We start from the raw sequence: 13484 nt of genomic DNA on the forward strand, positions 1-13484 counted from the left end.
GCTTTACTCCTCCTTTTTACGTTAGAAAGAATCATGCACAAAATCGTTTACGTAGAAGATGAACCCGAAGTCGGTTCGTTGATTGCCGCTTATCTTGGACGGCATGATATTGAAGTGATTGTGGAGACGCGCGGCGATCGGGCGGAAGCGACCATTGCCGAACAGCAACCCGACCTGGTCATGCTGGATATTATGCTGCCCGGTAAGGATGGCATGTCCATCTGTCGTGATTTGCGCGCAGAATGGCAGGGGCCGATTGTGCTGCTGACCTCTCTCGACAGCGACATGAACCATATTCTGGCGCTGGAGATGGGCGCGCAGGATTATATCCTCAAAACGGCTCCCCCAGCGGTGTTGCTGGCTCGGCTGCGGCTGCATCTGCGGCAGTCCCAACAGGGACAGAGTGAAGAAGCCCCTGCGCCGGCGAAAAACAACCGCATGTTGCGCTTTGGTTCACTGACGATTGATGCGCTCAATCGCCAGGTCGTGCTGTTTGATGAAAACATTGCCCTCTCTACGGCGGATTTCGATTTGCTTTGGGTACTGGCAAGTCATGCCGGGCAAATTCTGAATCGTGACGCCCTGCTGAAAACCCTGCGCGGCGTCAGCTATGACGGGATGGATCGCAGTATTGACGTGGCGATTTCGCGCCTGCGTAAAAAGCTACACGACAGCGCCACTGAACCCTTTCGTATTAAAACTATCCGTAACAAAGGCTATCTGTTTGCGCCGCAGGCCTGGGACACGCGTTCGGTATGAAAAAACTTTTTATTCAGTTCTACCTGCTGCTGTTTGTCTGTTTCCTGGTGATGTCGCTGATGGTCGGGCTGGTATACAAATTTACCGCCGAGCGCGCCGGTCGCCAGTCGATGAACGACTTAATGGCCAGTTCGCTCTATCTGATTCGCAGTGAGCTGCGTGAAATCCCCCCGCGCGACTGGAACAAGACCATTAAAAGTCTGGATCTCGGCTTGTCGTTTGAGCTGCATATCGAGCCAATGAGTAAATTTGAACTGGATGAAAACGAACTTCGTCGGCTGCGCGCAGGCGAAATCGTCGCACTGGATGATAAGTACACCTTCCTGCAGCACATTCCGCGCAGTCACTACGTTCTGACCGTGGGGCCAATCCCTTATCTCTTCTACCTGCATCAGATGCGACTGCTGGATATGGCGCTGGTGGTGTTTATCGGCATGTCGCTGGGGCTGCCGGTCTTTATCTGGCTGCGCCCGCACTGGAAAGAGATGCTACGACTGGAACACGCCGCCCAGCGTTTCGGCCAGGGGCAGTTGGATGTCCGAACCCACTTTGACAGCACCTCCAGCCTGTTCAGGGTTGGGGTGGCGTTTAACCAAATGGCAGAGAACATCAATACACTGGTCGCCAGTAAAAAGCAGCTGATTGACGGTATCGCCCACGAATTACGTACCCCGCTGGTGCGCCTGCGTTATCGCCTGGAGATGAGCGATAACCTGACGGAAGCGGAGTCGGCGGCATTAAACCGCGACGTCAGTCAGTTAGAGAGCCTGATTGAAGAGCTGCTGACCTATGCTCGCCTTGACCGGCCGCGCGTCGATCTTAATTTGCAATCGCTGGATCTGGCGAACTGGTTACGTGAACGCATGGAAGACTTCCGGGCAATCAACCCGGAGACGCAAATTGACCTGGATTTGCCCCAGCGTGAAAACTACGGCATCTCGGACACCCGGCTCATGGAGCGTGTGCTGGATAATCTGGTGAATAACGCCCTGCGCTATGCCAGTCAGCGGTTACGGGTCAGCCTGTGGTTTGATGGTGCCCAGGGAAATCTGCAGGTTGAGGATGACGGCCCAGGCATTCCCCTTGACGAACGTGAACGCGTATTCGAACCTTTTGTACGGCTCGACCCGAGCCGTGATCGCGCAACCGGCGGCTGTGGACTTGGCCTTGCCATCGTTCACTCTATCGCCCACGCGCTCAGCGGCAGGGTTTCCATTGAAACCAGCCCGCTTGGCGGGGCCAGCGTCCGTCTCTGCTGGCCACTGGATCTTCCCTTTCGGGAACTCCCACGACATTAACGCATTCAGGAGCTTTGTGTGACTTCAGCTTATCAACAACTTTGTGCCACTTTTCAGCGCCTGTCGCGCTTCAGTCACGTCAGCGCCATCGCCGGATGGGATATGCAAACCATGATGCCCGCCGGTGGCAGCGCCGCACGTGGCGAAGCGCTGGCAGAGATGAGTGTTTTGCAACACCAGATTCTGACGGACAAACGTCTGGGCGAGTGGCTGGAACAGGCCGAGCAGCAACCGCTGAATGATGTAGAGCGCGCCAACCTGTTTGAGATGCGTCGCGCCTGGACGCAGGCCACCTTGCTGCCCGCTGAACTGGTCGAGGCGAAATCCATCGCGGGTTCCCGTTGCGAGCATGCCTGGCGCAGCCAGCGTCCGGCGAATGACTGGCAGGGTTTTGCCCCGAATTTAAAAGAGGTGGTGCGCTTAAGCCGTGAAGAAGCGCAGCTACGCGCGCAGGCCAATGGCTGTTCCCGTTATGATGCCCTGCTTGACGTTTTTGAGCCGGGGATGACCAGCGCCCGGCTGGATGAAACCTTTGGGCAGTTAAAAACCTGGTTGCCCCAGCTGTTACAACAGGTCGTAGAAAAACAGGCGCAGCAGCCGGTGGTAAAACCTCAGGGACCGTTCGCTATTGATGCGCAGCGCGAGCTGGGGCTTAGCATTATGGCGGAGCTGGGATTCGATTTTAACCATGGTCGGCTCGATATCAGCGCACATCCGTTCTGCGGCGGTGTACCGGAAGATGTGCGCATTACTACGCGTTACAATCAGGATGAGTTCCTGAGCGCGATGATGGGTGTGATTCATGAAACAGGTCATGCCCGTTACGAGCAAAACCTGCCAAAACAGTGGCGTGGCCAGCCGGTCGCGCTGGCGCGATCCACGGCGATCCACGAGTCGCAGAGCCTGTTTATGGAAATGCAGCTGGGCCGCAGCAGCCAGTTCCTGCAGCGCATCCTGCCGCAGGTTATCAGCAAAATGGGTGACCAGCCGGCACTGCAGGCCGATAACTTCGTGCGCCTGACTCAGCAGGTTAAACCCGGTTTAATACGCGTTGATGCTGACGAACTCAGCTACCCCGCGCACGTTATTCTGCGTTATGAAATCGAACGTGCTTTGATCGAAGGCGATATTGAGGTTGAGGATATTCCCGCCCTGTGGGATGAGAAGATGCAACAGTCCCTTGGTATTGATACGCGTGGAAACTATCGCAATGGCTGTATGCAGGATATTCACTGGACTGACGGTGCATTTGGCTATTTCCCGACCTACACGTTAGGCGCGATGTACGCCGCACAGCTGTTTCAGGCCTTGCAAAAAGCCATTCCGCAGTCGGCCGAGCTGATTCAACATGGCGAGTTACAGCCCATCTTTAACTGGCTGCAACAGAATATCTGGCAACACGGTAGCCGGTTCTCTACCGAGCAGTTGATGCTTAACGCCACGGGCGAAGCGCTTAATCCGCACTATTTCCGCAAACATCTTGAGCAGCGTTACCTGAACAGTTAAGGTAGCAGGCGACCTGAGGGTCGCCTTTCTCTGTCCCCTTCCCCATGTTGTACAATCGGTTACACGGCGATACCAATGACCCACGGACGCGCTGCTTATTTTCTCATATAGTCATTTCACCGGCCCCGCAGTGGGCTACACATGAAAAAATAGTCCGAGGGTTTTGCAATGAAAAAATTATTTGCACTGGTAATCGCCGCTGCTATGGGTCTGTCTTCAGTTGCTTTCGCTGCCGAGACAACTGCTGCTCCAGCAGCTGCTGCAACCACTACTACTACCGCTGCACCTGCTAAAACTGAACACAAAGCTGCTGCTCACAAGAAGCATCACAAAGCTGCACAGAAAGCACAGGCTGCTAAGAAGAAAGCCGTTAAGAAAGACACCGCGCAGAAAGCTCAGGCTGCTAAAAAGAAAGTAGCTAAGAAAGATACCGCTCAGAAAGCGCAGGCTGCTAAAAAACACCATAAAGCTAAACCAGCTCAGAAAGCCCAGGCTGCTAAAAAGCACCACAAAGCTAAACCAGCCCAGAAAGCTCAGGCTGCTAAAAAACACCACAAAGCTAAAGCAGCCCAGAAAGCTCAGGCCGCTAAAAAACACCACAAAGCTAAACCAGCTCAGAAAGCCCAGGCTGCTAAAAAACACCACAAAAAAGCCGCTAAAAAATAAGGCTACCCCTTCGGGTTCCGAGTAAGCGTTAATCATTAAAAACACCCGGTTCTGCCGGGTGTTTCTTTACTGGAGTGGCTAATATGGTCCGTCGCTATCGCTTCGAAATTATTCTGATTGTGATGATCTTATGTGGCGTTATCGCGGCCAGTTTTTTTATTTAGTCGCTGTAGCGTACTGATTAACTGAAAAAACTCCCTTTTTTACCGCTCACTGACTATAGTTATGTCACTTCAGCTATAACAAAAACGTTTTCTTTTTCTCGCTATTGAGAGTTCTATGCGCCTGGCTACCCTGTTAATCGTTGGACTTTTCAGTTTCACCGCTTGTGTTCATGCCGATGATGATGACGACTCGCCGACGCCTGCCGAAATAAAAATGCTGTTTTTCGGTAAAGATCACCGTCAGGCAATTACCGACGTCAGTTCCGCGCCCTGGGATGCGATAGGCCAACTGGAAACCGAAAGCGGTAACCTGTGCACCGCCACGCTGATCTCTCCCCATCTGGCCCTGACGGCGGGTCACTGTTTACTGACGCCACCGGGCAAGTTTGATAAGCCGGTTGCGCTGCGTTTTATGTCCACCAAAAAAGGGTGGCGCTACGAAATTCATGATATTGATGCCCGCGTTGAACCCTCTTTGGTTAACAAACTGAAGGCCGATGGCGAGGGATGGATCGTGCCCAGCAGCGCGGCGCCGTTCGACTACGGTCTGGTTATTCTGCGTAATCCGCCTTCTGCCATCACCCCTATTCCCCTGTTTGACGGTTCACGCAGTGATTTAACGGAAGCGCTGAAAAACGCTGGACGTAAAGTCACGCAGGCTGGCTATCCGGCCGATCATCTGGACACCTTGTATTCACATAGCGACTGCCTGATAACAGGTTGGGCGCAACGCGCCGTATTATCGCACCAGTGTGATACCTTGCCTGGCGACAGTGGTTCGCCTTTACTGTTGAAAGGCGATAAAGGCTGGCAGCTCATTGCCGTACAGAGTTCGGCACCGGCAGCAAAAGACCGCTATCTTGCCGACAACCGGGCCATTGCCGTGACCTCGTTTAAAGACCGGCTTGAAGCGCTGGCCCAGTAGCTTGCCTGAGGGTTTACACGCTCTGAACGCATAAAAAAGCCCGCATCCATCAAGGTGCGGGCTTTTTTTCGCTCATCACATCAGGCATCAATGGCTACCCTGCAATTTGCTCCATCGCCTGTAAGATACGTTTATCCGAGATCGGATAAGGCGTGCCAAGCTGCTGAGCAAACTGGCTGATACGTAACTCTTCTATCATCCAACGGATATGCTGCACGTCTTCATCATCCTGACGCTGTGGCGGCAGTTTGTTACGCCAGGCCTGCCATGCTTGCTCAATGGCCTGCACTTTGAGCATACGGGCACGATCGCTGTGAGGATCGACCGCCACCTTCTCCAGCCGACGCTCAATGCCCTGTAAATAACGTAACGTATCTGCCAGATGCTGCCAGCCGTTCTGGGTGACAAACCCCCGGTAAACCAGGCCATTCATCTGCGCTTTAATATCCGCCAATGCCAGTGCCAGCGTCATATCAACGCGTCCTTTAAGACGCTTATTGATGTTAAACACCGCTGTCAGAATCTGCTCAACCTGCTTCGCAATCGCTACCACGGTGTCATTCAGCTCGGCGCGCACTTTCTCACGCAGCGCTTCAAACTGCGTTTGTTCCCATGCCGGACCACCGGCCTCTGCGATTAACTTATCCACGCCGCAGGCAATGCAGTCATCGATCAACTCCATCACCTTGCCGTAAGGGTTAAAATACAGCCCCAACTTGGCTTTGTTGGGTAATTTTTCGTGCAGATACTTCACCGGTGAAGGGATATTCAGTAACAGTAAACGACGCTGACCGCGCCACATCATTTTCTGCTGCTCATGCTCACTGTCAAACAAACGGATGCCGACGCTGTCCTTCTCGTCCACCAGGGCTGGCCAGGCTTTAACCTGATAGTTGCCGCGTTTTTGCTCGTAACTCCGGGGTAAATCGCCGAAGCTCCAGAGATGTAAACCGCTCTGCTCCAGGCCATCGTCCGCCACCTGGGACAGCGTTTCCTGTACCTTGCCTTTTAACAGCACTTTCAGCGCGGCCAGATCTTTACCTTCCTGCAGTTTGCGGTTGTGTTCATCGACAACACGAAACGTCATTTTCAGATGATCGGGCACCTGTTCCCATTGCCAGTTGTCCCGTTCCAGCGTCACGCCGGTCATCCGGCGGAATTCCCGCGACAGCGCATCGAGCAATGGCATCTCCATTGCAGTAACCCGGCCTAAGAAGGCTTCAGCATAGTTAGGAGCAGGCACCAGGTTGCGCCGCAGCGGCTTAGGTAAGGATTTGATCAGTGCGATGATAAGCTCACGCCGCACACCGGGGATCTGCCACTCAAAGCCGGCTTCATCCACCTGGTTAAGCAGCGGTAACGGAATATGGACCGTGACGCCATCAGCATCCGCGCCCGGCTCAAACTGGTAACTCAGTTTAAGTTTGAGGTTTCCCTGATGCCAGACGTTGGGATAATCAAGCTGACTAACCTTATCTGCGCCCTCTTTAATCAGCATCTGCTTGTCAAAATTCAGCAGCTCAGGATTGGTTTTGCTGGCCTGTTTCCACCAGCTATCAAAATGGCGGGCTGAAACAACGTCTTTGCCAATGCGCTGGTCGTAGAACGCAAACAGAGTTTCGTCATCCACCAGGATATCGCGGCGACGGGATTTATGTTCCAGATCCTCGACTTCACTGCGCAGTTTCTGATTGGCACGGAAGAATGCGTGGCGCGTTTGCCAGTCGCCTTCAACCAACGCGTGGCGAATAAACAGCTCGCGGCTGAGCGTTGGATCGATGGTGCCGTAGTTCACCTTGCGCGCGGCCACAATCGGCAAACCGTACAGGGTAACCTTTTCGCTGGCCATAACGGCGCCCTGCGATTTCTCCCAGTGAGGTTCACTGTAGCTGCGTTTAATCAGGTGCTGAGCCAGCGGCTCAATCCACTCGGGATCGATACGCGCCGCGATGCGGCCCCAGAGGCGGCTGGTTTCAACCAGTTCTGCCACCATTGTCCACTTAGGCGGCTTTTTAAACAAACCGGACCCTGGGAAGATGGCAAAGCGAGCATTGCGCGCGCCCGTAAACTCCTGTTTGTCGGCATCTTTCTGACCGATGTGTGACAGCAATCCGGTCAGCAAGGCACAGTGAATCTCTCTGTACTCCGCTGGCTCGCTGTTAACGGGAATGCCCAGTTCACGCACGACCTGGCGAAGCTGGGTATAAATATCCTGCCATTCCCGTACCCGCAGATAGTTCAAAAAGTCTGTTTTGCACTGGCGACGGAATACGTTACCGGACAGCGCTTTTTGCTGCTCGCCGAGGTAGTTCCACAGATTCACAAACCCGACAAAATCCGACTCTTTATCCGCAAAGCGACGGTGTTTTTCATCCGAGGCCTGCTTCTTGTCTGCGGGACGTTCGCGGGGGTCCTGAATGGATAAACCAGCGACGATAATCATCACTTCCCGGACGCAGCCATACTGCTGCGCGGCCAGCACCATGCGTGCCAGGCGCGGGTCCACGGGCAACTGCGCCAGCTGGCGGCCCGATCCGGTAAGCTTATACTGCCCGTCGTCACTGAGGGTTAATGCTCCCAGTTCCTCCAGCAGCCTTACGCCGTCCTGGATGTGACGTTTATCCGGCGCTTCCACAAACGGGAAAGCGGCGATATCACCCAGCCCCAGCGCCGTCATCTGCAAAATAACGGACGCCAGATTGGTGCGCAGAATTTCAGGATCGGTAAATGCCGGGCGGCTGAGAAAATCATCTTCGGCGTAAAGCCGGATACAGATCCCTTCGGATACGCGCCCGCACCGTCCTTTACGCTGGTTAGCCGATGCCTGAGAAATCGGCTCTATCGGCAAACGCTGGACTTTTGTCCGGTAGCTGTAGCGGCTAATACGCGCGGTGCCGGGATCGATAACGTATTTAATTCCCGGTACGGTGAGCGAGGTTTCGGCGACATTGGTCGCCAGCACAATACGCCGCCCGCTGTGCGACTGAAACACCCGGTTCTGCTCGCTGTTAGAAAGACGGGCATACAGCGGCAACACTTCGGTATGGGGCAGATCGCGCTTCATCAGCGCGTCGGCGGTATCACGGATTTCACGCTCCCCGCTCATAAAAATCAGGATGTCACCCCGGCTTTCACGCCCAAGCTCATCCACCGCATCGAAGATAGCCTGAAGCTGATCGCGGTCAACATCTTCAGCCTCTTCTACTACCGGGCGATAACGCACTTCTACCGGATAGGTGCGGCCCGACACCTCAATCACCGGCGCGTTATTAAAATGCCGCGAGAAGCGCTGTGGATCGATGGTCGCTGAGGTGATGATAACTTTGAGATCGGGACGACGGGGCAACAGTTCACGCAAATAGCCCAGCAGGAAGTCGATATTCAGGCTGCGTTCATGGGCTTCATCAATGATGATGGTGTCATATTGCATCAGCAACCGGTCCTGCTGGATCTCCGCCAGCAGGATGCCGTCTGTCATGAGTTTAATCTGGGTGGTTTCGCTGACCTGGTCGTTAAAACGCACCTTGTAACCCACACAGCCACCGAGCGACGTTTCCAGCTCGTCGGCGATGCGGTTGGCAACAGTACGTGCCGCCAGCCGACGCGGTTGGGTATGACCGATTAAACCGGTAATACCGCGCCCCAGCGTCAGGCAAATTTTCGGTAACTGGGTGGTTTTTCCCGAGCCGGTTTCACCCGCCACGATGACCACCTGATGGTCACGAATCGCGTCAGCGATGGCCTGCTGCTTCTGGCTGACCGGCAGGTTTTCCGGAAACGTAATACGCGGCGTCGCCGCAACACGATGTGTCACACGCTGTTCTGCAGCGATGATATCCTGCTCTAGCTCGGCAGCAAGACTTTGCTGTGCCTCAGGATTTTTGATTTTTTTAGCGCCGTGTAGCCGACGCTGTAAGCGTTGACGGTCGCGCAGCATTAACCCATCAAGCCGCGACCAGAGCGGCGTTAATGGCGATGAAACCGGAGAAGACATAGTGATGACGTACCCTACTCAGACGGGGTGGACTCAGCGCACGGCGCTAAGATAACCGGCTGATTAACGATAATAATTGCGCCTAGCATAGCACATTCCCTTTCGCGTCGTGGCCGTCGGCAAAACCAGCTTGTTCAATTAATTCGAATATAGCTCTCGAAATATTGCGCTTTCACCCTCGGCCTGATGTTTGTAGAGTGTAAATCATTGAGCGGAAAGCCTTCCGCATAACAGACAGGAAACTACCATGAGCAAAGTATTAGTTCTGAAATCAAGCATTCTTGCGGGTTATTCTCAGTCAAGCCAGCTGGCTGACTTCTACATTGAGCAGGCTCAGGCTAAAGGCGACCAGATCACCGTTCGCGATCTGGCAGCAAACCCGGTTCCGGTACTCGACGGTGAGTTAGTCGGTGCGTTACGCCCTTCTGATGCCCCACTGTCACCCCGTCAGCAGGATGCACTGGCGCTGTCTGATGAACTGATTGCAGAACTGCAGGCGCACGACGTCGTAGTGATTGCAGCCCCGATGTACAACTTCAACATTCCTACCCAGCTGAAAAACTATTTCGATCTGATCGCCCGTGCTGGCGTTACGTTCCGTTATACCGAAGCGGGCCCTGAAGGCCTGGTGAAAGGTAAGCGTGCTGTGATTCTGTCCAGCCGTGGCGGTATTCACAAAGACACCGCATCTGACCTGCTGACCCCTTACGTTAAGCTGTTCCTGGGCTTTATCGGTATCACCGATGTCGAGTTCGTGTTTGCTGAAGGCATCGCTTACGGCCCTGAAGTCGCCACCAAAGCAACCAGCGAAGCCAAAGACGCGATTAAGCAGATCGTCACGGCGTAATTATGCTGTTTTGATCCAGAACCGGGCACCCGCCCGGTTTTTTTATGCCTGAAATGTCTCGCCCGGCCAGGTTATTTCTTTAGCCATTGACCGTTAATGCCGCGCACGTATTCACCCGCAGCCGCACGCGTGACCAGCTTTTGTCCCGCAATTCGGGCCACGTCGTCTGTTTTCAGGTTGTTCTGCTCGGCAAGACGTTGGTACTCGGCGTTTCGTCCGTCATTAATGCGTTTAACCAGCGCCAGCGTTTCACTGTCGTCTGATCGCGGCGCAATATAGCCCGACAGGGTTTCGCCCACCCGACCTGACTGACGCGCCTCATCAAGCGTTAAAGCCCAGGCGGGCTGGCTCATCGTCGTCGCCAGTAAAAGTGCAATACTGATGCGTTTCATGCTGGCTCTCCTCAGAACAGGCCGCTCTGATTTTTCAGTAAGGCTTCGACATCCTTGTCCACTTTAATGTGGATCTCATGCTCAATTTTCACATTCATATTAATGGTGATGGGCTCTTTCGGTGCGGTCACTTCAATGCGCGGCACGCAACCCGTTAGCGGTAGCCAGGCTACCATCAGCAGTACAGCCCTGAGGCTCATGGTAATTGATCCTTTTTCGACGGCAAGGTGGCGTTTTGCTCCACCCAGGATTGCAAATTATCGCCAAAACGCAGGCTGCGCCACAGCTGGAACAGGTTTTCCTGATGACGATAGTTTAAATTCACGGTCTGAGTACGATTACTGAAACGGCTGGTGCCTTTCACTTGCGACTCCATGGTTAGCTCCCCGAGATTATCCAGATTAAGGGTGGCCCACGAACGCGAAATCTCCATATAGCGCAGCCAGTCCATCGCCGCGCCAGCGGCGATATTATTCCGGGTAATGGCATCGGCCATGTCTTTATCCAGGCGGAAGGTTAGTGGCCCGCTGTTGGCTATCCAGCCGTTTTCAACGATCCAGCGAGGATTATTGATCCACAGCGGTAATTCGCCGTTCACGCTTCCTGACATGGCAAACTGTTTGGGATCAATAGCACTGACAAGCTTGCTCAGGCTGATGTTTCGCAGCGAAACGCGCGCCGGGCTGTGCTGCGGCAGCCGTAATGACGGCATCGTGATCTGGCCGTCCAGCAGATCCATGCTGACATCCTGTAACCATAGCGGATCGCTTTCACGCCAAGGATAAGCACCTTGTAAATCGACCCGAATATTCTGCATGGCAAACTGGTTTTTGACTTCAGCGATACGTAATGAAACCGGCCCGCGACGTCCAAAATGCCACTGCTGATGTTGTAGACGGAAAGGCAGGGAAAAATCGATACCGTTGACCTGGCTGTCGGGTGTCCAGACGCTGCCGTTTTTCACAGTCCAGTGTCCGCCAGCCTGAAAGCCCTGCTTAGCCGCGGCAGAAAATGCTACCTGGGCGCGCAACTCACCTGACTGAATCTTCATTTTCAGTTCAGGACTGAGCAGCGGCTGGAACACCGTCAGCGACTGGGTTGGCCACCAGGCCTGTCCACGTAAACGCTCGCCGTCCCAGCGACCGTTAACACGCACCGGTCCGACCTTGCCCGCTTTCAGCTGTCCGCCCCAGACGAAATGACCTGGATCGCGGCCTGTCGCCGCAAAGTCCAGGGTGGAATCTGCCAGCCAGCCGCCGTAGTTAAAGCGCGTTTCCCCTGCCTGCATCTGGAACTTACCGTTAAATGATGGATGGCGCTCATCACGCTGCCAGTTGACCGGTGCCGTCAGCGTTAAGCGGGGCTTTTCAACCCGAACGCCACCGTATTCAAGTTGGTTAAACCCTGTAGACAAGCGATCAAGATGAATCAGCGTATCGCGCCAGCCGCCGGTGCCGTTCACATCCCACTTCGCCTGCAAGGGGCGCATTTCGCCCTCACCCCAATAGCGCCAGTTCCACACACCCGAATCGGGCCAAAAGTTATGCGCGCCACCATCAAGATGCAGAGTAAACCGGCCAAAGCTGGGATCGTGGGCACGCAGAATTGCCTGCAGGCGTCCGGAGATCCCTTGTGAGGATAAACGTATACCTGCCAGCGGCCAGCGCGCTTCATCGACTTCCAGCGTGGAGAGTAAACGCCCGCGCAGGCGTAAAAGCGCTTTGGGTTTAACCGTCAGTTGCGGGTTGAGTAATGAGCCGTTCAGCTCGCCAGGAATAGTGCCAAAAAGCTGCATCGCAGAGTATTTGCTTTCACCCGTCAGCTGTAAAGGTAGTTGGCTTTGCGTGAGGCTGAGATGACCCGGCCCTATTCCCAGTACCACATTACCTTTGCCGCCGCGTCCCTGGGTTAACATATTAAGACGCCCCCTGATCTCGGTGGCATCCAAACCGGCCTGCCAGTTGTTCAGCGTCAGATTCACAAAGCCAGACAGCGGTTGCGCCGCAAGTGGCCAGTAATATTCCCCGCGTTCAATCGTTATGCGATCGCGGCTGGCCTGCCAGGGAAGATGGAGCAAGGGCTGGTCAGTTCCCGCCGTAGTAATATTGAGCAGACCACGCTGATGCTGCCAGCTTAACGCGGCTTGCACCTGCTGTGGAAAAGCTGCCAACGCCAGCGTGCCGGTAATCTCGCCGTTAACGGGTAAGCCGTTGGCATATTCGGGCAGTTCGAAGTGACCATTAAGGCTCAGCGGTTCGGGTAATGCCGGATGCGTCAACGTCAGTTGGCTAATATTCAACTGCTGGCCCTGTAAGGTGGCATCGAGCTGCAAGTTGGTGCCGCGGTAGTGCAACTGTTGGCGGGATGAATCCAGCGTCAAATTCAGCCCCCCGGCATAATCCTGCCAGGGAGAGAGCGTGAGTTTGCCAATATGGATGTCAGCGCCCGGTAACATTGCCTGCCACTGGGCCAGCGTTTTGGGCGCGTCCGTCGCGTTTTCCGTTTCAGGAAGCCGTTGAAGACATTCGCTCTGTAGCGTCACCTGCTCCGCATTAAGTTGCCAGCGCGAGTGCTGCCAGCCAAGGGCCGCGTGATTGACACTCGCCAGACGACAGTCCCCCACCTGGTAATGGATTTGGGGAAACACGACCTGTCCGTTGCGCCAGCGCGGCGCGCCTTCCAGTTCGACGCGCGTGCCGACAGGCAGCCAAATGCCAACCAGACGCGGCAGCCACTGTGTAATGGTCAGCAATAATCCCAGCAGCAACACAATCAGCGCCAGGACAGCGGCGAGACGTCGACGGAAAATCCGCGGCATGAAAACAAGAATCCTTTTTTTCTCAATATCCTGAGAATAATGATGGCACGTAACGCCGGGAAGGTGAAGGTTTCACCCCCTAAGGTAAACAGGTATCAGCAAAAAGTAACAGAAA

At 54.5% G+C, this 13484-nt stretch carries 10 protein-coding genes; 6 read left to right on the forward strand and 4 right to left on the reverse strand.

Features of this window, described 5'->3' with window-relative positions; genetic code table 11:
• The first annotated feature begins 33 nt into the window (after positions 1-33).
• The 5 genes from rstA (at position 34) to A6A26_RS16410 (ending at position 5318) form a co-directional block, all read left to right on the forward strand.
• Complete coding sequence (gene rstA / locus A6A26_RS16390; RefSeq protein WP_063879719.1) at positions 34-759, forward strand: two-component system response regulator RstA; 726 nt, start codon at positions 34-36, stop codon at positions 757-759.
• On the forward strand, positions 756-2057 hold the full coding sequence (gene rstB, locus A6A26_RS16395; RefSeq protein WP_063879720.1) for a two-component system sensor histidine kinase RstB: 1302 nt from the start codon (positions 756-758) through the stop codon (positions 2055-2057). Before rstA ends, rstB begins: the two co-directional genes overlap by 4 nt.
• A gap of 18 nt (positions 2058-2075) precedes the next feature.
• Positions 2076-3563 (forward strand): carboxypeptidase M32, encoded by a 1488-nt coding sequence (locus A6A26_RS16400; protein WP_063879721.1) that lies wholly within the window; start codon positions 2076-2078, stop codon positions 3561-3563.
• A gap of 168 nt (positions 3564-3731) precedes the next feature.
• The gene (gene asr / locus A6A26_RS16405) at positions 3732-4229 is read left to right on the forward strand and encodes an acid resistance repetitive basic protein Asr (protein ID WP_013025879.1); all 498 of its coding nucleotides are present in this window, start codon (positions 3732-3734) and stop codon (positions 4227-4229) included.
• A 279-nt stretch (positions 4230-4508) separates the two neighbouring features.
• A complete protein-coding gene (locus A6A26_RS16410; RefSeq protein ID WP_063879722.1) occupies positions 4509-5318 on the forward strand; it encodes a trypsin-like serine peptidase in 810 nt (269 codons plus the stop codon).
• Between the two features lie 94 nt (positions 5319-5412).
• Here the strand turns inward: A6A26_RS16410 and hrpA are convergent, their stop codons facing one another.
• Entirely contained in the window at positions 5413-9312 is a 3900-nt protein-coding gene (hrpA, locus tag A6A26_RS16415) for an ATP-dependent RNA helicase HrpA (RefSeq protein ID WP_063879723.1), read from the reverse strand.
• Between the two features lie 247 nt (positions 9313-9559).
• Here hrpA and azoR point away from each other — a divergent pair, with 247 nt between their 5' ends.
• The gene (azoR, locus tag A6A26_RS16420; protein WP_063879724.1) at positions 9560-10159 is read left to right on the forward strand and encodes an FMN-dependent NADH-azoreductase; all 600 of its coding nucleotides are present in this window, start codon (positions 9560-9562) and stop codon (positions 10157-10159) included.
• A 71-nt stretch (positions 10160-10230) separates the two neighbouring features.
• Here azoR and A6A26_RS16425 read toward each other — a convergent pair whose 3' ends face one another.
• The 3 genes from A6A26_RS16425 to A6A26_RS16435 are packed head-to-tail and all read right to left on the reverse strand — an operon-like array spanning position 10231 to position 13369.
• Positions 10231-10551 (reverse strand): YdbL family probable chaperone protein, encoded by a 321-nt coding sequence (locus tag A6A26_RS16425; protein ID WP_063879725.1) that lies wholly within the window; start codon positions 10549-10551, stop codon positions 10231-10233.
• Positions 10552-10562: 11 nt separating this feature from the next.
• Positions 10563-10751 carry a YnbE family lipoprotein gene (locus A6A26_RS16430; RefSeq protein WP_063879726.1) on the reverse strand — a complete coding sequence of 63 codons (189 nt, stop codon included), beginning with the start codon at positions 10749-10751 and terminating at the stop codon, positions 10563-10565.
• A complete protein-coding gene (locus A6A26_RS16435) occupies positions 10748-13369 on the reverse strand; it encodes a YdbH family protein (RefSeq protein ID WP_063879727.1) in 2622 nt (873 codons plus the stop codon). Before A6A26_RS16435 ends, A6A26_RS16430 begins: the two co-directional genes overlap by 4 nt.
• Positions 13370-13484: the final 115 nt, after the last annotated feature.

This window comes from Pantoea sp. OXWO6B1 (assembly GCF_001641135.1).
Taxonomy (GTDB): domain Bacteria; phylum Pseudomonadota; class Gammaproteobacteria; order Enterobacterales; family Enterobacteriaceae; genus Pantoea; species Pantoea allii.

Excerpts from the sequence above, each read along its gene's own strand:
- A6A26_RS16425 (WP_063879725.1), bottom strand. The coding sequence starts at position 10,551 with ATGAAACGCATCAGTATTGCACTTTTACTGGCGACGACGATGAGCCAG.
- azoR (WP_063879724.1), top strand. The coding sequence starts at position 9,560 with ATGAGCAAAGTATTAGTTCTGAAATCAAGCATTCTTGCGGGTTATTCT.
- rstA (WP_063879719.1), top strand. The coding sequence starts at position 34 with ATGCACAAAATCGTTTACGTAGAAGATGAACCCGAAGTCGGTTCGTTG.
- rstB (WP_063879720.1), top strand. The coding sequence starts at position 756 with ATGAAAAAACTTTTTATTCAGTTCTACCTGCTGCTGTTTGTCTGTTTC.
- A6A26_RS16410 (WP_063879722.1), top strand. The coding sequence starts at position 4,509 with ATGCGCCTGGCTACCCTGTTAATCGTTGGACTTTTCAGTTTCACCGCT.
- A6A26_RS16430 (WP_063879726.1), bottom strand. The coding sequence starts at position 10,751 with ATGAGCCTCAGGGCTGTACTGCTGATGGTAGCCTGGCTACCGCTAACG.
- asr (WP_013025879.1), top strand. The coding sequence starts at position 3,732 with ATGAAAAAATTATTTGCACTGGTAATCGCCGCTGCTATGGGTCTGTCT.
- hrpA (WP_063879723.1), bottom strand. The coding sequence starts at position 9,312 with ATGTCTTCTCCGGTTTCATCGCCATTAACGCCGCTCTGGTCGCGGCTT.
- A6A26_RS16435 (WP_063879727.1), bottom strand. The coding sequence starts at position 13,369 with ATGCCGCGGATTTTCCGTCGACGTCTCGCCGCTGTCCTGGCGCTGATT.